Raw genomic sequence first — 21,130 nt, forward strand, 5'->3', positions numbered from 1 at the left:
AAGCGGCCATTCAGTCGGGATATGTGGGGGTCATTCTTGTACAGTGGGACGAACGTTCGAGGCGGAGATGTCCAAGCGTCCTTTTCGCGAACCGCTCAACGGTATGCGCAATTCATAGGCGCCGTCGTGGATCGCGATCGCCTCGATCGATCGGTTGTTCCAGGTCGCGCGATACCGCTCCCCGGGTGCGAGCGTTGCCAGAACGCTGATAAACCCGTCGTTTCGCGCGCTGTGGATCGCCAGGTCTGCGGTGATGCCGCGCTTGTCCGGCCGGGTGGTCTGCGACCGGACCCATATGTCATAGCCGGTGCTCAGCCGGCCCGGGACGAAATAGGCCTGAAACCAGTTGGCGATCGGCGATGACAGGCCCGAAAACTGGTGCCAGCCCGTGCCCTGACCCGTTGCAACCTCGAAATGTTCGGCGGAGGACCAGCTCGCGTCGGCCTCGGTCTGATAGGCGTCCAGCGCCGTGCGCGCGATCTGCCAGGCAAAGCCGCCCTCGCCCTGATCGAGCAGCGCCTTCCACACGAACCACTGGTGCGGGAACCAAACAGTCCCGTTCCAATAGCCATCGGGACGATAATAGGATGCCGAACGGTCGACGGCGGTGAGCCCGACAGGCGTTAACAGCTTTGCCGGGTCGCGCAGGTTCGCGAGGATGGCGCGGGTCTGCTCGGGTGTCGTGATGCCTGCGATCAGCGGCTGGACGCCGTCGAGCGTGCGGTTCCAGTTTTCGCCGTCGGGGGTGCGGAGCAGCCCTTCGGGACGGCCTGCCGCATCGTGGAGGACATAGCCGAAATAGCCGGTCGCGGGGTCCCAGGCGTTCGCCTGCACCGCGCGGGTCAGGCGCGCAATGTCGGCGTCATATTGCGCGAAGTCGCGCGTCCGTCCCAGCTCGAGCGCCGCCATGCGCAGCGTTTTGGCTGCGCGGATCGCGTGCGCGGTGGTGACCATCGGCGCGGCGCGCGCCTGCAGCTTTGCCGCGTGTACCCTCACCTGCGGTGGTAGATCGTCCCAGCCGCCGGAATTATAGAAATAATCCCAGCTTTTCAGAAGTCCGGACGGCAGCGCCGCGATCGTCGAGCCTTCGACCCGGCCGAGCAGGAAATCATAATAATGGCGCAGGCGGGGATAATTGTCGGCCAGCATCCGCCGGTCCTGGGTGCGGTTCCAGAGCTCCAGATATTGATGATGCTGCACTGGCAGCGGTGTGCCGTGATGGATGAAGGCGGATTGAGCGCGGGGCGGCGTCGTATAGGCGCGCAGCACGTCGGCGCTGAGGCGCGGCGCGACGTCGGCCATTCCGATACCGATGAAGCCCGAATCCCAAGTGTAGAGCGAATCCCACCATTTGCCGGGCGTGAAATGCCGGATGTACTGGTCCTGCGTATAGACTGGATAGACGATGTTCATCAGCAGATTGGCGCCGATCAACTGGCGTGCCAGCATGAACCGCCGGCCGGCGGGAAGGGGATCGGCGATTGCCGCACGCGCCTTGCCCCGTGCCCATGCGCGTTCCAGCGCGGCGGTATCGGGGTGGCCGTCGAGCGTGCGCTCGACGGCCTCGCGCGAGCCTGTCGACACCAGCGCCCAGATCGTCTCCCTGCCGCCGGCGGCGACCGGCGTGCCGCCGAACAGCAGATTGGCATAATGACCCCGGCCATCGCCCTGCGCGACCGTCAGCGTTTTGCTGTGGCTGCGCCGGGCGAAGAAGAAATCGAGCGTCCCGTTGCGAAATTCGCGGATACGCACTCCCGGCCGGAACCAGCGCAGGCCGTACCAGGCATCGGCCTGCCGATATTTGAGTAGCAGCGATTGCTCGGCGGGTCCCTTCGCCATCTCCGGGCGGGTGTCGGCGTCCTCCGGCGGAAAGCTCACCGCCGACGCGGATGAGGCGGGTACGAAGGCGATCCCTTCGAGGTCGACCGCGCCCGCCGGACGGAGCGTCAGCGCGCGCGTGCCGACGGCGAGCGGCATCGTCCACGTCCCGCCGTCGGGGGCGGAGGGAAGCGACACGCCTCCGGCGTCGGCCAGCGCGACCTGCGTCTTGGCGCGATAGCGCAGCACCGCGACCTCGGTTCCGGCGGGAACCGCATAGGTCGCCGTGTCTCCCGCCGCCATGCGCAGCGCGCGGCCATCTACCAGCCCGTCCTCGCGGACCTCGCCGCGCAACCAGCCATCGTAAACGAGCCACTCCGACGGTGTCGGCCGCGCCCGGCGATGCGCTCGATAATGAACCCCCGACACCCATGTGCCGCCCGCCGGAACGCTGGCGCGCAAGATGCGCCGCGGCGTCAGCACGCTGCCGGGCGCCCGGTTGGGACGTTGCATCGAAGCCAGAAGATTGAGCGTCATTGTTTTCGCCCGCGTGCCGCCGTTGACCAGATCGACGCGGATCAGCCGTGCATCCGATGCCGGGTCCAGCGCGGCAAACGCGATCTCGGCATAGACCTGCTGCCCTTCCAGTTTCTGGCGATACGAATGATAGGACAGGTCGGGCGCCGCTTCCCAGGCGACGAAACCGGTGTTGAGCGACGCATTGGGGACATCGGGCGTCGACGTCGTGTGCGGCCCGGCGAACAGGGTGATGTCGAACCGCATTCCCGACGCCAGATCCGGAATGTGCGACACGCCCAGATAGGCGTTGGAATAGGGGCCCCAGCGGGGCAGATTCAGGTCATGGCTCCGTGCGTCGATGCCGGAGCCTTTCTGCGCGTGCGGTTCCGCGAGCGTTGAAGACAACAGGCCAAGGACGGCGGCGGCGGTGATCGCGGCGCGGGCCGTCCAGCGGTTGCAGATGGTTGTCACGCTATCGTCCTCCCCTGCAGGCCGTGCCCGCGGCCACGTTCGTTTCGACAGCGCTTCATGACGCTCTTCCACTTGCCACTTTTTAAATTGGCATATCTATAATATATATTATGCCTTTGTCGGACAACAGAGCAAAGAGCGCGGTGACGGCCGCGATGATTGAGGGAAGATAGATGCCAAAGGACTTCACGCGCCGCGAACTCGTCGGCGTGGCCGCGGCTGCTGCGGCCGCGCCATCGCTTTTCGACGCGGCGCGCGCCAGCGCGATCCAGCCGTCGCGGCGCACCAACATCGTCTATATCCATTCGCACGATTCGGGCCGTTACCTGTCGCCCTATGGTTATGCGGTGCCGACGCCGCGCCTCCTTGGCCTTGCCCGCGAGGGTGTATTGTTCCGGCAGATGCATTGTGCCTCGCCGAGCTGCTCCGCCAGCCGGGCGGCGATGCTGACGGGCCAGTCGTCGCACAGCAGCGGGATGCTCGGGCTCACGCATCGCGGCTGGGACCTTGCGCATCCCGAACGCCATCTGGTGCATACGCTAGGCCGGGCAGGCTATGCCACCATGCTTGCGGGGCTTCAGCATGTCGCGCGCGACGCCGCGTCGATCGGCTATAGCCAAATCCTTCCGCATCAAAGCAATATGGTGCGCGACGTGGCGCCCGGAGCGGCGGCATTTCTCCGCAGCCCGGCGGCAAAGGCTCAGCCGTTTTTCCTCGATATCGGATTTGAGGAAACCCACCGGCCCTTGCACCCGGCGGTGGACGACCCCGCTTTCATCCTGCCGCCGGCCCCCATTCCCGACACGCCCGAAAGCCGCCGCGACATGGCCGAATATCATGCCAGCGCCCGCGCGCTCGACAAGGGCGTCGGGCTTATCCTCGATGCGCTTCAGGCGGCGGGGCTGGCGGACAATACCCTGGTCATCAGCACGACGGATCATGGCCTGCCGTTTCCGACGATGAAGGGCGAATTGCGCGATGGCGGCACCGGGGTTTCGATGATCATGCGGGGCCCGGGTGCATTCGCCGGTCCCAAGGTTTCCGACGCCCTGCTGTCGCAAATCGACCTGTTTCCGACGCTGTGCGAATATCTTGGAATTGCGCCGCCCGATTGGCTGGAAGGCCAATCCTATCTGCCCGTCGTCGATGGGCGAAAGGCGGAAGTGAACGAGGCGATATTCACCGAGCTGACTTTCCACGCGGCCTATGAGCCGAAGCGCGCGGTGCGAACGCAGCGGTACAAATATATCCGGCGTTTCGATGGACGTCGGACGCCCGTGGTCGTCAATTGTGACGGCGGACTGACCAAGGCCCAGTGGCTGAAGCGCGGCTGGGCCGGCTATCCCCTGGTGGCGGACGAGGCGGGCGAAGAATTGTTCGACCTCCATTTCGATCCGACCGAACAGCGCAATCTTGTCGCGCTGCCGGAACTGGCGCCGGTGTTGGAGGATATGCGCTCGCGGCTGAGCGAGTGGATGCGCCGGACGCAGGATCCCTTGCTCGACGGCCCTGTTGCCGTGCCTCCGGGTGTTCGGTCCGATCCGCCCGATCCCCGGCCGGCCGGCGCGACGCGCAGGGAATAGAAGGTCCGCTGAGACGCGATATTTAATTATCGTATATATACTATTGCAGATGGTTCCGAGGCCCTTTAGGCTTGATGCAGGAGAGGCGCGAACATGACGGCGGCCAAGGCTTCGCTGGCTGCTAGCTCGCCCCAAGCGGCTGTGAGGGAATAATGGTGACGCGATCAATCGCCACCCGCGGAACTGTCATGAAGCTGCGATCGGCCCAAAAACCATGCTGTCCGGCGACGGGCAGATGACCGACGATATGGTCGAAACAGGCGTCGAGCGCTTCGCCGCTATGGGGACGCGGATCGAGCTTCACCAGTTCGGGCGGGCGGCGCCCGATGCGCTGCTGGCGGCGCGTCGCGCCATCGAAGCTGTCGACGACGCGCTGACGATCCACCGCCCGTCGGCGACAACCGCGGTCAACGACCGGCTGATGGCCGGCGAGTTCGCGATGACCGAAAATCCGGTGCTGCTCGACGCATTGGCGGCGATCGCGGAGGCTTGGCACGCGACCGACGGCCTGTTCGATCCGACGGTCGGCAGCGGCGGGGCGGCGGCCTGGCCGGGGCTATCGGTGGACCGCGGTTCCGGGCGCATCGAGACTGGCCGGCCGGTCGCCTTTGACTTCGGGGGCTTCGGCAAGGGTTTCGCGCTTGATCGCGCTGCCGCAGCCATGCGCGCGGCCGGTGTCACATCGGCATTCCTGTCGGCGGGGGAGAGTTCGGTCGCGGTGATTGGCGAGCATCCGCTCGGCGGCGCATGGCCCGTCGCGATACCGCATCCGCTTGATCCCGAAAGCTGGCTCGTCGAGCTATCGCTGCGCGATGAAGCGCTTTCGGTTTCATCCACTATCGGTGACGGCGCGGCCGCGCCGGGGCGCAGCCCGATGATCCGTCCTTCCGACGGCATGATCGTCACCGCTGCCGCAACCGCGGTGGCGGTCGACGCCTCGGGCGCAGCGGCCGAGGCGATGAGCACGGCGCTGTTGGTCGCGGATCCCGATGCCGCGCAGCGACTGATCGCAGCCGATCCGACGCGCCGTTTCACCTTCGCCTTTGACGACCCCTCCCGCCGAATGACGGCATAATTGAAAGATCGACAGATGACCGACAGTGATTTTACCCTTTCGCGCCGCAAATTCCTCGATCGGATCGCGATGGCATCGGCCGGCGCGGCGATGGCTGCGGCGGCACCCTGGGCGGCGATCGCGCAGACGCCCGTCGCCACCGGAAACCGCGTGCGCTTGGGGGTCATTGGCACCGGCGATCGCGGCCGTGCGCTGATCCAGAACATCGCGAAGACGCGCAACTGCACCGTCGCCGCGATCTGCGACAATTATGCGCCCAATATGGATCGCGCGCGCAAGCTCGTGCCCGCCGATACGCCGGGGTTCAGCGATCACCGGGCCATGCTGGATGCGCGCGGGATCGACGCGGTGGTCATCGCGACGCCGCTCGACCTTCACGCATCGCATACGTTCGATGTCCTCGACGCCGGGCTGCACGTCTGGTGCGAGAAGGCGATGGCGCGTAGCATCGCCGACTGCGGCGCGATGATCGAAAACGCGCGCGCGAAGGGCAAGGTGCTCCAGATCGGGCACCAGCGCATGTTCCACCCGACATATCTGAACGCGCTGAAGCGCGCCAAGTCGGGCGAGATCGGCGAAATTACGCAAATCCGCGCCAGCTGGCACCGCAACAACAAATGGCGGCGCAACGTGCCCGCCGACGCCACAGACGAGCAGATCAACTGGCGACTGTATCGCGACCGGTCGGCGGGATTGATGACCGAACTGGCCACGCACCAGCTTCAGGTGTGCAACTGGTTCCTTGACGGCGTCCCGACGCGGGTGATCGGATCGGGCAGCATCTGTTTCTGGAAAGACGGGCGCGAAGTGTACGACCATGTTGCGCTGATCTACGAATATGGCGACGGGCGCAAAGCCATCTATTCCTCGCTCCTCAACAACGCACGCTACGGCTGCGAGGAGCAGATTCAGGGCAGCACGGGCACCATCGAGCCCGAACTCGGCAGGATCTATCAGGAAGTGTTGCCCAAGCAGCTCGCGCTTCAGCGCATGCAACAGGATGTCGCGCGGGGGCACAAGCGCACGGTCCCGATCGGCGGCGCGACTTGGTTCCCCGAGCTGCCGGTGACCACGCCGGGGGAATCGCTGGGCTGGGGCGAGTATGACGAGACGATGCTTCAGTTCGAAGGGTTCGGCGAGGCGGTCCGCAGCGGCCGCGAAGTCCCCGGCCTGTTGCAGCAGGCCTATTATGCCAGCGTCGCTTCGCTGATGGGCGAACAGGCGATGGACAGCGGTGAGGCGGTCGAATGGCCGCGCTCGCTGGTTACGTTCTGAACCGGTTTCAGCGGGAATGTCTGCCATGACCTCGATCGATCGCCGCGCGCTGCTTGCTGGCGGCGGTTTTGCCGCCGTCATGGCGAGCGACGTGTTCGCCCAATCGGCCCCGCCGCCGAAGGCGCGCGCGGGGAGGGGGGCGCCGCGCGAGCCCGACGCATCGGCGCGCCACCGCATCCGCTTTGCGGTCATCGGGCTCGACCATTCGCATATCTATGGCATGACCGACGCGCTGATCCGGGGCGGCGGCACGCTGGTGGCGATGCACGCCGCCGATCCGGCGCAGGTCGCGCCGTTTCGCCGGCGCTACGGCGACGTAAAGGTTGCGCGCAGCGAGGCGGAGATTCTGGATGACCCCACGATACAATTGGTCGCCAGCGCGTCGATTCCCGATCTGCGCGCGCCGTTGGGCATTCGGGTCATGCGTGCCGGCAAGGATTTCCTGGCCGACAAGCCCGGCATCACCGGCCTGAAACAGCTCGCCGCCGTGCGCGACGCGGTGCGCGAGACGCGGCGCAAGTTCGCGATCCTCTATTCCGAACGCTTCGAAGTGCGCGCAGCGGTCCGCGCGGGGGAGCTGGTCAAGGCGGGCGCGATCGGCCAGGTGCTCCAGACCATCAACCTTGCGCCGCACCGGCTGAACGCACCGAGCCGCCCGGACTGGTTCTGGGACACCGCGCGCTACGGCGGCATCCTGACCGACATCGGCAGCCATCAGGCGGACCAGTTCCTCTTTTACACCGGATCGACGGAGGCCCGCGTCGTGGCGTCGCAGGCGGGCAATATGGCGATGCCCGACCGGCCGCAATTCGAGGATTTCGGCGACATGATGCTGAGCGGAAACGGCGGCACGGGTTATGTGCGGGTCGATTGGCACACGCCCGACGGCCTCCCGACCTGGGGCGACGGGCGGCTGTTCATCATCGGCACCGAGGGATCGATCGAGCTGCGCAAATATATCGACGTGGCGGGGCGGCCGGGCGGCAACCACCTGTTCCTGACCGACCGCAAGGGCGTGCAATATATGGATTGCAGCAAGGTCCCGTTGCCGTTCGGACCGCAGTTCGTCAGCGACGTCGTCGAACGTACCGATGTCGCGCAGGATCAGGCGCAGGCGTTGCTGGCGGCGGAACTGGTGCTGACCGCGCAGAAGAACGCCTTGCGTCCAGGCCGTGTCTGACTGGCATGAGCGGCGCGGGTGCGCCGCTTCTCGCCGTTTCGACCCGATGCCCTCAAGCGGGGTTTTCAGGTGATGCGCCGGCGTGCCGCCGCTCGACATGGGTTGTTTTCATGAATTATGGCGCAACCGGATTGCGAGATATGATTTATCGCATTATACAGTCATGCAAGCGCGATGGTTCAACGATGCGCTACAAGGAAGGGGATGATGATGAGCAAGGCGTCCAAAGCGGTCGTGTCGGTTTCGTTGCTGCCGCTGGTGGCGGGCCTGATGATTTCCGAAGCAGCCGCATCGGAAGGGCAGACGCGTCCGTCCGAAGCGATTTCGGGCGATGCGGTCGCATCGGCGGACCAGGCAAATAGCGATCCGCAGCCCGCCGGTTCGGACGCGGAAATCGTTGTCACCGGAACGATTCGCCGGAGCCTTGAGGCGGCGGCCGAGATCAAGCGCGATTCGGTTCAGGTCGTGGATTCGATCGTTGCCGAGGAAATCGGCAAATTCCCCGACCCGACGACCGCCGCCGCGCTTCAGCGCGTGCCGGGCGTGCAGGTGACCGTGGGCGCCAACAACGAGATCACGGGCGTCGTGATTCGCGGGCTGGGCGATATTCTGACCACCCTCGACGGCCGCGAATTCTTTTCCACCACCGGCAGAACCTTTTCCTTTCAGGACCTTCCCGCCGAAGCCTTGTCGCGGGTCGACGTCATCAAATCCGCGACCGCCGACCTCATCGAGGGCGGGATTGCAGGCAACACCGACCTTCAGTTGAACAAGCCGTTCAAGTTTCGCGACCCGACGATCGTCGTTACCGCGCGCGGAAATTACGCGACCAATGTCGAAAAGCTCAATCCGCAGTTCGGGCTCCTCGCCACCGACCGCTGGGACACCGGCATTGGCGAGATCGGCGCGCTGTTGAACGTCTCGTGGAGCCGTACCGACTATAACCGGCCTTATCTCTATGCCCCCGTCCGCCGTTCTACCGCGACGGCGCCGTTCAACTTGCCGGGCTATGCGTCGCAGAACGTCGCGGGCGGGCTCAATGAATATGGCTATTTCGAACGTCCGCAGGCGAATGCGGCGATCCAGTGGCAGGCGACGCCCGAACTCGAAATCTATTTCGACGGGCTTTACGCGGGCTATCGCGCGAAGCAGCAATCGGCCTTTGTCGAGGCCCAGTTGTTCAGCCCGGGCACGACGATCTCGAACCCTGTTACGAACGACAACTGCTTTCGCGCGCGCGTGAATGCCGCCGGGTTCAACCCGACGACGGCCCAGATCGAAGCGGGAGAGTTCACGCTGCAGGACCTTTGCGAGCTCGACAGCGCGACCTATGGCAACACCACTTCGTTCGTCAGCACCCAGGCGCGCGATCAGAAGACCGACAATTACCTCTTTGGCGGCGGGTTCATTTTCGAACGGGGCCCGGGCCGCGTAAAATTCGACCTCGCATATCAGGAATCGACCTTCATCAATGAAGTGGTGATCGTCGATGTCGGCAAGCGGCTGGATGAGGTCGTGGTCGAAAGCAACGCCGGCATCGGGGCGCAGTATGAATTTACCGGAAACCCGCTGAACGACCCCACGGATTTCAGGCTCCGGAACGGGCTGAACCAGAATTTCAGTCGCGCGGACGGGTCGCTGTTCCAGGTACGCATGGACGCCGAGTTCGAGGTTGGGGGCTTGCTCGACCAGCTTCAGCTGGGCCTTCGCTTCGCCGATCGCGGCGCGACATCTAACCAGGCGCTCGTCAACCGCGCGGCACCCGGCGGCGATTCGAATACGCTGCTCAGTTCACTGGATCTGCCGTCCGACTTCCTCATTGAAGTCCCCGGCATTCCCCGGCTGAACGGTGGTGCGCCCCGTTTGTCGCCCAATCCCGATTATCTGCGATCGGCTGAGGGGCGCGACCGGCTGCGCGAAATTTACGGCGTCGCGCTGGGCGACCCTGTTTATCAGCCGGAGCGGCGCTTCGACGCAAAGGAACGGACCTTCGCCGGCTATATTCAGGCGAAATATGAAGTCGAGCTTGGCGGGCCGCTCGTCCTCGATGGGGTTATCGGCGTCCGGCCGACGCTGACGGACCGGCAGATCGAAGGCGCGGGCGTGGTGAGCGGCGTGGTGACTCCGGTTCGTGCGAAGACGTCCGATATCGATATACTTCCCAATGCCAGCGCGCGTATCCAGTTCGGCGGCGGGCTGCAGGCCAGAGCGACCTATTCGAAAACGATCCGCCGCCCCGATTTCGGTTCGCTCAATCCGGGTTTGAGCTACATTGTGGCGACCAATCCGAACGTCCAGAATTCGGGATCGGCAGGCAATCCGAACCTGCGCCCGCAAAAGTCCGAAAGCTTCGACGCGACGCTCGAATATTATTGGAAGAGCGGCTTCGTCGCCGTGGCGGGCTATTATCGCGACATCACGGATCGCGTCATCAGCGCACCGTCGCTCGAATTCATCGACGGCATCGGATATAATATCACGCGTCCCCGCAACGTCGGCGAAGCGAAGCTCAAGGGAGTCGAAGTCAGCGGTCAGACCTTCTTCGATTTCCTGCCCGGCGCTCTGTCCGGCTTCGGCGTCTCGGGCAACTTCACCTATGCCGATTCCGAAGTCGGCGGCGACGACCGGCTTGCTGGCCTGCCGCTTCAGGGCGTCAGCAAATATAATTTCAACGCCGGACTATTCTACGACAAGTTCGGTTTGTCGGCGCGTCTCGTCTACACCTATCGGTCGAGCTATTATGACGGCGACACGACCGGGCTCAATCTGGTTCGTCCCATCACCGACGCCGAACTGGCGGCCGGTGTCACCCCGACCAACCTGAACTATGTCCGCCCGGGCGGGCGCCTCGATTTCGGGATCGGCTATGAGCTGAACGATAATCTGCGGGTCGATGTCGGCGGTACCAATATCCTAGGCAATAAATATCGCAGCTATTTCAACCCGACTGGGTTCAACCGCGATATCCGCTGGGACGACACGATCTACACCGCCGGGATCCGGGCACGCTTCTAAAAGGCAAATGACCTTGGGCGTCGGTCGATATGACCGGCGGCCAAGGCTGGGCGCCGGCAAGTCGGTGAACATGAATTGCTAAGCCAGAAAGTCTCGAATGCGCTCGATTGCGCGCGCCCACGCAGGCTCCTTTTCGAGCAGGAGGTGATTGTGGCTTTCGAGCGCCACGAATTCGGCCTTCGGGATGCGCGCTGCGAGTTCGCGACCCGCGGCGAATGGTATTACCGCGTCGTCGCGCGCGTGTAGAACGAGCGTCGGCACCGAAACCTGCTCCAGCAGCGCGCGAACGTCGATGCGCGCAAAAGCCTCCTGCAGTCGCACCGCGTTGTCGGGCGAGGTCGACATTCGCTGCAATTCGTTGAACCACCGATGATCGGCGGCGTTCGCGTCGGGAAAGAACAGGCTGGTGAACATCTGCCGGAAGGCGGGATTGTCCTGGCCCCAACCCTGCCGCGTCAACGTCAGCATCGCCTCACGCCGCGCGATCTCCTCGGCCGATCCGCGCAGGCGCCATCCGGCCGCATAGCCACCGAAAAGGATCAATCTGCGAACCCGCTCGGGGTGCCGCACGGCATAGGCAATGGAAACGCTGCACCCTTGTGAAATCCCGAGGAGGTCGAAGCGATCGAGCCCAGCGGCATCGACCACGCTCACAAGATCATCGACAAAGGCGTCGAACGAGATGTCGGCGGTGTTCCAGTCGGAGAGTCCGTTGGCGCGCTCATCATAACGCACGAGCCTGCGTTCGCGAATGATGGCGCGCAGCCAGTGCCGCCACATCGGACTTTCCCAGTCATAGTCGAGATGGTTGAGCCAGTTCGCGGTTTTCACGAGCGCAGGGCCTTCGCCGACTACCGAATAGGCGAGTCCCGTTCCGTCGGAGGCGGTGCAGAAGCGGACATGATGGGGGGGCAGCCGGGCGTCGGAATCATCCGTTTCAGTGATATTGGCTCCTCCAGCTGCGGCCGGGGCGCGCATCGCGGTCGGAACGGCGATCGCGGCTTCGTCGAGCTTGCGGACGCCCAGCGCACGCTGCGCGTCTGCTTCGCTACGCCGGCCGGTGCGATCGAGCAGGTCGATCAACGCAACGCGGGCGAGCGCATCATAAGGATCGATTTCCACCCATAGGCGCGCAACTTCGAGCGCGCGTTCGGGGTCGATCGGACGGCGGATCAGTTCGCGCAGGATCGCCGCCTGCCAGCGCCGGACATCCTCGCGCATCGCCGCCAGCCACGCTTGGTAACCGTCGCATCGCGGCAACTCGAGATCGGCCAGCAGCTCGCCCTGAAGTGCGGCGGCGCGGTTCAGGGCGACCGTGTCGATCTTGCGGATATCGTCGGTGCCGACCGTGGCCAGCCGCCGCCAGTCGATGTCGATGTCCGAGCATTCGAGCCGAACCGTCTCGCGGTCTGCGACGAGCCGCGTCCGTTCGTCGTCCACGACACCGCGCAGTTTGGACAGGCTCCACCGCAGCGCGCCGCGCGGATCGTCGGGAATATCCCACAGCATGCTGCACAGATGGTCGCGCCGCACCGCGCGGTCGGTGATCGCGAGATAGGCGAGCAGGGCGCGCGTCTTGCGCGAGGAGGGGAGCGCCACGGGCAGGCCGTCGCGCTCCAGTTCCATCGCGCGCAGCAGGTTGAGCGATACCGAGGTCATCTTGCCCCCCGAGGTGACCGTGGAAAATAGCAAATCCGCGCGCTCACGGCAATTCACACGCTTTTTACCACGGCGCTTGCCACGACCGGGTCTCAAGAGGGGCCATCGGCGGCCCCGACCGCCTTTGCAAACGAGGAGTATCGACATGAGGAATAACGACTTCCCGATCGCGCCGATGATGGGGGCGCTTCTGGTTGCCGTACTGAGCAGCTTGCTGATCGTCGGCAGCGCCACCGCAGTCGCCTGAGCGCGCGGCAAGGAGATCGACCATGTATCTCGACGCAGCGTTCAAGAGCGCCGTTGCCGCATCGCAGCGGGCGCCGTGGCAGATCGAGGACGTCATCGGAGACGATGACGTCCTCGATTTCTCGCGACCCTTTCTGCCCGAAGCGCTGGCGCGCACGTCGTCGCTCACCGCGCTCGACGCCGATGAGCGGTTGCTGGTCAATCATATCCGTGCGCACGAATATCTGGGCATCTTCGGGCTGGTCGAGGAATTCATCCTGCCGTTCGTCCTCGATCATGCCCGGCCGCAGCTTGGCGACGACGATGACCGGACCCGCGCACTGCTTCAGTTCGCGAGCGAGGAAGCCAAGCATATCCAGCTGTTCAAGCGCTTTCACACCGCCTTTGAGGCTGGGTTCGGCCACGCTTGCCCGCTGATCGGTCCACCGGCGGAAGTCGCGCGCGTGGTGCTGGGTCACGATCCCCTGTCGGTGGCGCTGACGGTGCTGCAGATCGAATGGATGACGCAGGCCCATTATGTCGAAAGCGTCCGCGGCGACCCCGATCTCGATCCGCTGTTCAAGAGTCTTCTTCGCCATCACTGGATCGAGGAGGCGATGCACGCGCGGCTCGATACGCTGATGGTCGAGGCGCTTGCGCGGGGCCGCGATGCCGACGCGATCGAAAGCGCGTTCGCGGGCTATCTCGAAATCGTCGCCTATCTCGACGCGGGGCTCGCCGCCCAGACCGAAATCAACCTCGGCATATTCGAGCGGGCTGCGGGCCGGACACTCGACAGCGCCGGCCATGGCAAATTTCTCGCCGGACAGCGGCAGGCGGCGCGCTGGACCTTCCTCGGTTCGGGCATGTCCCATCCCCGGTTCCGCGCCACCCTCGGCCAGATCGCACCCGCCGCATTGGCCAGGCTGGATGCCGTCGCGCCTGCATATTTCTGATCAACCGAATTTTTAAAGAGCAACAAAAAGGAGTTAAAAAATGGTCGCAACCACCACCTACGCCGACATCAATGGCCTCGATCTGGGCGCGCTCGGCGCGATGGTCGACAGCATCCGCGAGGATGCCGCCCAAGGGATCGTGCGGTTCCGCGTCAAGACGCGCTGGACCGGCCAGACGCGCAGCGAGACGACGATCGAAGGCTATGAGTTTGCCGGCGAACATGTCGGACGCCGCTTCAAGATCGTCGCCGACGAACCGAGCGAGCTCATGGGCCAGAATACGGCGCCCAATCCGCAGGAACTGCTGATGACCGCACTCAATGCCTGCATGATGGTCGGCTATGTGGCCAACGCTGCGCTGCAGGGCATCGAACTCGACGCGGTCGAGATCGAAACCCACGGCCAGCTCGACCTTCGTGGCTTTCTGGGCCTCGACGACAATGTCTCGCCCGGATACCGCGAGCTCGATTATACCGTGCGCATCGGCGGGACGGGCACAGCCGAGCAGTTCGACGCCATCCACCAGGCGGTGATGAAGACGTCGCCCAATTTTTTCAACCTCAACCAGCCGATCCGCATGAACGGCCGGCTGGAAATTCTCTGATCGCTTTTGCCGATCGGCTCGTCACCGGGCGTGCGCTCTGCACGCCCGGCAACCACTGGAAAGTCACGACAATGTTGAACGATCGTTACGGTAACCGCGTCTCCACCAGCTCGACGGCGGCGCTCGCCCATTACGACGAGGCGCTGTTACTCAACCGCCTGTACCGGGGCGATCCGATCGCCGCGCTCGACGCGGCGCTCGCCGAGGATCCCGGCTTTACCATGGCCTGGGCGGCGCGGGCTCAGATCCTCGTCCAGCAGGGCGACCGCGCCTATCTTGAGGAAACCGAGCGTTCGCTCGATGCGGGTGTCGCTAGCGGCGGCACCGACGACGAGCGCGCGCACCTGGCGGCGGCGGCCCACTGGGCGCGCGGACGAATCGAGCGCAGCGTGAGCGGCTTCATGGCGATCGCGCGCGACAATCCGCGCGATATGATGGCGCTGCAGACCGCGCATCTGGGTCATTTCTATCTCGGGCGCGCGTCCGACCTGCGCGACGGCCCACTTCAGGCGTTGCGCGCGTTCGGGCGCGGCGACGACGGTTATCACGCGGTGCTGGGCATGGCGGCCTTCGGGCTCGAGGAATGCGGCGATTATGGCCGGGCCGAAGCGCTGGGAAGCGAGGCGGTCGCGATAGATCCGCGCGATGCCTGGGCGCTGCATGCGGTGGCGCATGTTCACGAGATGCGCGGCGACACCGATAGCGGGATGACGTGGCTCAACGGCAACGACGAGGCGATGGCGGCCGAATGCGGCTTTTCCTATCACAATTGGTGGCATCTCGCGCTGCTTCATCTCGATCGTAACGAGCATGATGCTGCGCTGGCGCTCTATGACAGCCGCATCCGGCCCGACCCGGACGGCGATGCGCTGCTTCAGTGGATCGATGCGTCGGCGCTGCTGTGGCGACTGCACCTCGACGCAGTCGACACCGGCGACCGGTTTGCGCGGCTTGCCGATCGCTGGCAGCGCGCGAGCGACGACCGTTGGTACGCGTTCAACGATTGCCATGCGATCATGGCCTTCATCGGGGCCGGGCGCCTCGACGATGCTCGGACCTGCCTCGCTTCGTTGACGCGGGCCGCGGACCAGGACGACGACAATGCTTTCGTTGCACGATCGATCGGTCTTCCGGTGGCGGCCGCCCTGATCGCCTTTGCAGAAGGGCACTATGGAGAGGCTTCCGAAGCGTTGATCGCGATCCGCGGAATGGCGGCGCGTTTTGGCGGGTCGCATGCACAGCGCGACATTCTGTCGCTTACCGCGCTCCACGCGGCAAAACGCGGCAAAATGACGTCCGCCGCCGCCGCTCTGCTTGCCGAACGGCGATTTCACAAGCCTGCGAGTCCGTGGGTCACTCGCCTTGCCGATGACAAGATGGAGGGCAGATTCCTGACGATATCCTAGGTCGGGGCCACAGCTGCTTTCCGGCCTGCTTTTCCGGAAAGCAGCGCGGCAACCAACGGCCGCTCAATGATGGTGCGACGGCCCATCCGCGGTCACTTCACCTAAGTCCGGGACGATGAAGGACACGGGTGTGCCGGTCAGAACCTTGTTCGGGCGTCCCGCTGAAACCCCGACAGATACGGGCCATTTGTTTCCATCTGGATCGTGAGCATCGACTTTGAGACCGGGCGCTGTTTGATCTTTCCGTGGCGCCCGACCTCCTGAACGGGATCAGTGCGGAACCGCGCCGAGTTCGACTCCCGTCTTGTCGTGCAGTGCGAATTTGTCGACGATGTCGGCGCTGGCGCGATTATAGCCGACGACCTCGACCGAGCGGCCTTCGCGCCGCAGACGTGCGATGATCTTGTCAAGCGCGCCGACCCCCGAAATGTCCCAGAAATGGGCGGCTGACACGTCGATGAGGATGCTCGACGCGGTTTCTTCCATCTGGAAGCTGCGTGTGAAGCGGTCGACCGAGGCGAAGAAAATCTGGCCGGTCACGAAATAGGTCGCGCTGTTTCCGTCGGGACCGGTCTCGCGGCGCACCTCGAACATGCGCTGTACCTTGGCGGCGAAAAAGATGCCCGACAGCAACACGCCGGCGAGGACGCCGAGCGAGAGATCGTGCGTCGCCACGACGACGACCACGGTCGTCACCATGACGATCGATGACGTCGGAGGATGGCGCCGGAGGTTGGCGATCGAGTTCCAGCTGAACGTCCCGATCGACACCATGATCATGACCGCGACGAGCGCGGGCATCGGCATCCGGCCGACATAGGGGCCAAGCAATGCGAGCAGGATCAGCAGCGTCGCACCGGCGGTGAAGGTGGAAAGCCGCGTGCGACCGCCGGACGTCACGTTGATGACCGACTGGCCGATCATCGCGCAACCGCCCATGCCGCCCACGAAGGCAGCGGCGATATTGGCGCTGCCTTGTCCCGCGCACTCGCGGCGCTTGTCGCTGTCACTGTGCGTCATGTCGTCGACGATCTGTGCGGTGAGGAGGGATTCGAGGAGGCCCACCGCGGCCATCGTCAGCGAATAGGGAAGGATGATCCGCAGCGTCTCCAGCGTCAGCGGCACATTGGGCAGAACGATGCTCGGCAACCCCTGGGGCAGCTGGCCCATGTCGCCAACGGTGTTCACTGGCAGGCCAAAGCCGATGCTGATGGCAGACAGGATAAGAATGGCGACCAGGGGCGAAGGCACCGCCTTGGTCAGGCGCGGAAGCAGGTAGATGATCGCGAGCCCGCCGGCGATCATCGCATAGGCTTCCCAGGTCACGTTGGTGAGCTGCGGGAGCTGCGCCATGAAGATGAGGATCGCCAGCGCGTTGACGAACCCGGTGATGACCGAGCGCGACACGAATTGCATGACGAGGTCGAGCCGCAGCAGGCCGGCGATAATCTGGAGGATGCCCATCAGGATCGTCGCGGCGAAAAGATATTCGACGCCATGTTCGCGGACGAGCGGGACGACGAGCACGGCGACCGCGGCGGTCGCGGCCGAGATCATCCCGGGCCGGCCCCCCGTGAAGGAGATGACGATCGCGATCGCGATCGAGGCATAAAGGCCGACACGCGGATCGACGCCGGCGATGATCGAAAAGCCGATCGCTTCGGGGATCAGTGCGAGCGCGACGACGACGCCTGCGAGAATATCGGCGCGCGCGGTTGCCGCGCCGGCGAACCATTGCTGGCGATATGGGGTAAATCCGTTGAACATGAAAAGCTCACATCAAGACACATGGCGCGGGCAAGGCCGCGTTCATATTTGCATGTGCGATGTTGTCCGGCGGATCGGCGGCCGGAATAGCCACCCGGAGTTGCACCGGGTCCTTGCGAATGCAGGCCCTCTATCCCGATGCAGACTTCAATTGCAATCCCCGGCGGACGCTTCGATCATTTGAGTTCGAAGAGTGTCGGTTCATCGGGCGGCGGCGTTTCGATGACGAGCAGGCCGAGGTGCATGGCCTGCGTAATCAGGTGCGCGCGGTTGCGCGCGTTCAGTTTCAGTCGCACATTTTCGATATGCCGTTCGACGGTGCGCGGTGCGATATTGATCTCGAGCGCGATCTGCTTGGCCGAGCAGCCGACGGCCACCAGCTCCAGTATTTGATGTTCACGAAAGGTCAAATGCGGTTCGACGTTCAAAGCATTTTGATGCACGGTGCAATCCCCTGACACCCAAGGCGTGGACTCTTTGCGACCGACGAGCATCTTTTGCGCGGCAAAGCCGCCACCCACCTGCTCTAGCGGGCAGCATATCCCTTTGCGCGCTGTTTAGCAATTAACGTAAGCTAATTAAGTATCTGGCGGCACGGATAATGCCAATATCGCTATGGCACTGAAATCAAATTGTATATTCCTAGAAAATGCTAAGGAATTATACGTAAGTGATTTACCTACGCCATTCCTACACACGAATTCCTAGGTCTTTACCCGGATAGATTCATCACGCGCAAAGGCAGATGAGACTCGCAAACGGGGTCGCCGCAAATACCAATTTGAGATTGGAGACGTGGCGTGCAAGGTCTATCGGCAGAAGTTCAGCGCGGGGGCATTCCGCAGGATACCATCCTGAAATTTCGTAAAGGCGAAATCATCTTTTCGCAGGGCGATCCGGGGGATTGCTGGTTCGAAGTCATCTCCGGCACCGTCCGGACCTGTCATTTCCATGTCGACGGGCACCGCCAGCTTACCGGCTTTTTCTATCAGGGCGATGTTTTCGGCGTCGAATATGGTTCGCGCGATGCTGCGGCCGAGGCGGTGACGAACACGATCCTGGCCCGCCGCCCCGCGATGAACGGCGAGCCGGACGCCCAGGGACAGAATCGCGCCCTCGAACGCGCGCTCGACAGCGCCAACCAATGCATATTCTTGCTCGGCCGCCGCAATGCCGCCGAACGCGTCGCGGCGTTTCTGTTGATCGCGGCGAAGCGTCTGTCGACGCTCGGCAGCGTTCCCCTGCCGATGACGCGCGGCGACATCGCCGACCATCTGGGACTGACGATTCATACGGTGAGCCGGACGATATCGGGTTTTGTCCGCCAGGGCCTGATCGAACTGGACGGTCCGCAATCGTGCCGGCTGCTCGATCTGGACGGACTGCGCGCTATCGCCGGAGATGAGGCGGGGGTGGCGATCGACAGGATGGGCGCGATGCGCATGCGGCGACCCTTCGCCGGACAGGAGTTGGGGGCATGAGCATCGTGTCGGCCCCGCCCGCGCTGCGTCATCTGGGCGTGGCAGCCGTCGGCTTTTCGGCCGTCTTCACGCCCGCGCAGGCGCATGCGCACGAGACGTCGGCACTTGAATGCCTGTGCGAGACGCTGCCGTTCCTCGATACCGCTCCGACCTGGCGCGCCGCCGCTTTGGCGTCCGCGGGGGCCGCCGCCGGCGAGCCGGCGGCGAGCGTCGAGAGCGAGGTCGATGCGCAGCGCCGGATCATGGCCGAACAACGCGCGCTGATCGACCGGCAGAGCGCCATGATCGCCGAGCAGGGACAGCAGATCGCGAAGCTGCAACAACAGATCGTGACGCAGCAGGCGCAGGTCGACCGGCTTTCATCCTTCGCGCTCGCCGAAGCGCCGCTCGACATCTTCCGTGGCACGGGCATGGGGCAGGGCGTCGGACCCGGCCCCGCGCTTCCTGGTCCCGGCAGCGACTCGGTTGCGCTGCCCGATGCGCCGGTCGGCGAGGCGCCGCCGCCGGGCGAGCCGCCCGAACAGCGTGTCGCGGCAGTCCCCGAAGGACAAGGGGTGCTGACGCGCGCGGGCGAGCTCTTCTTCGAACCCTCGTTCGAATATACGCGCTCGTCGACCAACCGCCTCGTGTTCCGCGGCATCGAGCTGATCCCCGGGATCCAGATCGGGCTGATCGAGGCGACCGACGCCGATCGCGACACGCTCGTCGGCACCGCTTCGCTGCGTTACGGGATTACCGACCGGCTCGAGGCCGAAGTGCGGCTGCCCTATCTGTATCGGAACGACCGGATCGAGGTGGTCCAGCAGCGCGACGAAGGCATCGTCCGCCAGATCAAACTGCGCGAAGACGGCATCGGCGATGCCGAATTCTCGCTGCGTTACCAGTTCAACCGGCCGGTCGGACAAAAGCCGATTTTCGTGGGGACGCTGCGTGTCAAATCGGACACGGGCAAGGGCCCGTTCGAGATCGGCTATGATGAATTCGGCGTCGCGACGGGCCTCGCCACCGGGTCGGGATTCTGGGCGGTCCAGCCGGGGCTCAACTTCCTGATGCCGTCGGATCCCGCGGTGATCTATGGCGGCGCGGCGTATCTCTATCACATCCCGCGCGACGTGAACGAATTGGTCGGCGACGTGTTGATCGGGCGCGTCGATCCGGGGGACGCGATATCGGCCAACATCGGCTTCGGCTTCGCGCTCAACCCGCGCTTTTCCTTCTCGCTCGGCTATCGCCACAATTATATCTTCCCGACGAAGACCGAAATCGGCGATACGCGGCAGAAATCCAACTATATTCATGTCGGATCGCTCAATTTCGGCATGTCGTACCGGCTCACGCAGCGCGATGTGCTCAACCTCGGCTTCGAGATCGGCGTGACCGAGGATGCACCCGATGTGTCGATCACGCTGCGCATGCCGTTCGGCGGCAAATAAGCCTACCCTTTCGAGACGCACAGAAAGAAGCCCCGCCAAAATGGCGGGGCCAGGTGAACCGTCCCTGTCGAAACGGGGGCGGGGGGTCGTCAGTTACCGAGCGCGCCGACGGTCTGGGCACCCATCACGGCGCCGATCGCGTCGCTCATCCGCGTCGTCGCGAGCGCGTCGCGGAAGCCTTCATAGCCGCTGATGTCGAGCACCGCGTCGACCTGCTGGTTCAGCGAAACATTGCTGGCGGTGTTGATCAGCACGTTCTGGATCGCATCGGTGCTCTGGATCAACGCTGTCTGGCCGTTGTTCGCGAGAAACACCGTTTCGTCGCCGACGCGCATCGAGATGCCGCCGCTGGTCAAAATGCCGCCCTGGACCTGCGCCGCATCGACAGCGGTCAGTGAGGGTGAGACGAAGCGTTCGATCGTCTGTCCTTCGGGCGTCCAACTGACGATCGTGCGCAGCGCGAGCTCGTCGTTTACAAAACTACGGATGTCGGCGCCGAAGGCAATCACCATGCCCTGAAAGGCGAAGCCGCCGCGCTGCACCGCGAGCACTTCGTCCGGGACGGTCTGCGCGACAGTGAGCGGGTCGGCATCGTCGGGTTCGCTTGCCGCGAGGAGCACGGGCGCGAACGCGAGCAGGAGGATGCGTGGGGACATGGTTTTT

General features: G+C 64.2%; 15 protein-coding genes and 1 other annotated feature. Of the genes, 10 read left to right on the forward strand and 5 right to left on the reverse strand.

Annotation, left to right across the window (positions count from 1 at the left end; all coding sequences use genetic code 11):
• Positions 1-30 precede the first annotated feature (30 nt).
• Complete coding sequence (locus HDC29_RS19425; protein ID WP_179499707.1) at positions 31-2,808, reverse strand: hypothetical protein; 2,778 nt, start codon at positions 2,806-2,808, stop codon at positions 31-33.
• A gap of 173 nt (positions 2,809-2,981) precedes the next feature.
• Here HDC29_RS19425 and HDC29_RS18205 point away from each other — a divergent pair, with 173 nt between their 5' ends.
• The 5 genes from HDC29_RS18205 to HDC29_RS18225 all read left to right on the forward strand — a co-directional run bounded on the left by HDC29_RS18205 (position 2,982) and on the right by HDC29_RS18225 (position 10,936).
• Entirely contained in the window at positions 2,982-4,391 is a 1,410-nt protein-coding gene (locus HDC29_RS18205) for a sulfatase (RefSeq protein ID WP_179499708.1), read from the forward strand.
• A 214-nt stretch (positions 4,392-4,605) separates the two neighbouring features.
• Complete coding sequence (locus HDC29_RS18210) at positions 4,606-5,466, forward strand: FAD:protein FMN transferase (RefSeq protein WP_257018379.1); 861 nt, start codon at positions 4,606-4,608, stop codon at positions 5,464-5,466.
• A gap of 15 nt (positions 5,467-5,481) precedes the next feature.
• Entirely contained in the window at positions 5,482-6,741 is a 1,260-nt protein-coding gene (locus HDC29_RS18215) for a Gfo/Idh/MocA family protein (RefSeq protein WP_179499709.1), read from the forward strand.
• A gap of 25 nt (positions 6,742-6,766) precedes the next feature.
• Complete coding sequence (locus HDC29_RS18220; protein ID WP_179499710.1) at positions 6,767-7,921, forward strand: Gfo/Idh/MocA family protein; 1,155 nt, start codon at positions 6,767-6,769, stop codon at positions 7,919-7,921.
• 204 nt (positions 7,922-8,125) lie between these two features.
• A complete protein-coding gene (locus HDC29_RS18225; RefSeq protein WP_257018380.1) occupies positions 8,126-10,936 on the forward strand; it encodes a TonB-dependent receptor in 2,811 nt (936 codons plus the stop codon).
• A gap of 78 nt (positions 10,937-11,014) precedes the next feature.
• Here HDC29_RS18225 and HDC29_RS18230 read toward each other — a convergent pair whose 3' ends face one another.
• On the reverse strand, positions 11,015-12,595 hold the full coding sequence (locus HDC29_RS18230; RefSeq protein WP_218844757.1) for an alpha/beta fold hydrolase: 1,581 nt from the start codon (positions 12,593-12,595) through the stop codon (positions 11,015-11,017).
• A 269-nt stretch (positions 12,596-12,864) separates the two neighbouring features.
• Here HDC29_RS18230 and HDC29_RS18235 point away from each other — a divergent pair, with 269 nt between their 5' ends.
• The 3 genes from HDC29_RS18235 to HDC29_RS18245 all read left to right on the forward strand — a co-directional run bounded on the left by HDC29_RS18235 (position 12,865) and on the right by HDC29_RS18245 (position 15,786).
• Positions 12,865-13,776, forward strand: coding sequence for a diiron oxygenase (locus tag HDC29_RS18235; RefSeq protein ID WP_179499711.1), 912 nt, complete (start codon positions 12,865-12,867; stop codon positions 13,774-13,776).
• Between the two features lie 40 nt (positions 13,777-13,816).
• Positions 13,817-14,380 (forward strand): OsmC family protein, encoded by a 564-nt coding sequence (locus tag HDC29_RS18240; RefSeq protein ID WP_179499712.1) that lies wholly within the window; start codon positions 13,817-13,819, stop codon positions 14,378-14,380.
• Between the two features lie 71 nt (positions 14,381-14,451).
• Positions 14,452-15,786 (forward strand): tetratricopeptide repeat protein, encoded by a 1,335-nt coding sequence (locus tag HDC29_RS18245; RefSeq protein ID WP_179499713.1) that lies wholly within the window; start codon positions 14,452-14,454, stop codon positions 15,784-15,786.
• A gap of 270 nt (positions 15,787-16,056) precedes the next feature.
• Here HDC29_RS18245 and HDC29_RS18250 read toward each other — a convergent pair whose 3' ends face one another.
• Both HDC29_RS18250 and HDC29_RS18255 read right to left on the reverse strand, forming a co-directional pair.
• The gene (locus tag HDC29_RS18250; RefSeq protein WP_179499714.1) at positions 16,057-17,553 is read right to left on the reverse strand and encodes a SulP family inorganic anion transporter; all 1,497 of its coding nucleotides are present in this window, start codon (positions 17,551-17,553) and stop codon (positions 16,057-16,059) included.
• A gap of 60 nt (positions 17,554-17,613) precedes the next feature.
• Positions 17,614-17,669 (reverse strand) — a sequence feature (sul1 is cis-regulatory element that is thought to sense ions involved in sulfur or methionine metabolism; They are found in Alphaproteobacteria).
• Positions 17,670-17,729: 60 nt separating this feature from the next.
• Positions 17,730-18,074: a helix-turn-helix transcriptional regulator gene (locus HDC29_RS18255; RefSeq protein ID WP_326914260.1), complete on the reverse strand. Its 345-nt coding sequence runs from the start codon at positions 18,072-18,074 to the stop codon at positions 17,730-17,732.
• Positions 18,075-18,353: 279 nt separating this feature from the next.
• Between HDC29_RS18255 and HDC29_RS18260 the strand changes: the two genes are divergently transcribed.
• Entirely contained in the window at positions 18,354-19,034 is a 681-nt protein-coding gene (locus HDC29_RS18260) for a helix-turn-helix domain-containing protein (protein ID WP_179499715.1), read from the forward strand.
• Positions 19,031-20,467 carry a transporter gene (locus tag HDC29_RS18265; protein ID WP_179499716.1) on the forward strand — a complete coding sequence of 479 codons (1,437 nt, stop codon included), beginning with the start codon at positions 19,031-19,033 and terminating at the stop codon, positions 20,465-20,467. Before HDC29_RS18260 ends, HDC29_RS18265 begins: the two co-directional genes overlap by 4 nt.
• An 89-nt stretch (positions 20,468-20,556) precedes the next feature.
• Here HDC29_RS18265 and HDC29_RS18270 read toward each other — a convergent pair whose 3' ends face one another.
• Complete coding sequence (locus HDC29_RS18270) at positions 20,557-21,123, reverse strand: hypothetical protein (RefSeq protein ID WP_179499717.1); 567 nt, start codon at positions 21,121-21,123, stop codon at positions 20,557-20,559.
• Positions 21,124-21,130 lie beyond the last annotated feature (7 nt).

Source organism: Sphingopyxis sp. JAI108 (genome assembly GCF_013410105.1).
GTDB classification, from domain to species: domain Bacteria; phylum Pseudomonadota; class Alphaproteobacteria; order Sphingomonadales; family Sphingomonadaceae; genus Sphingopyxis; species Sphingopyxis chilensis.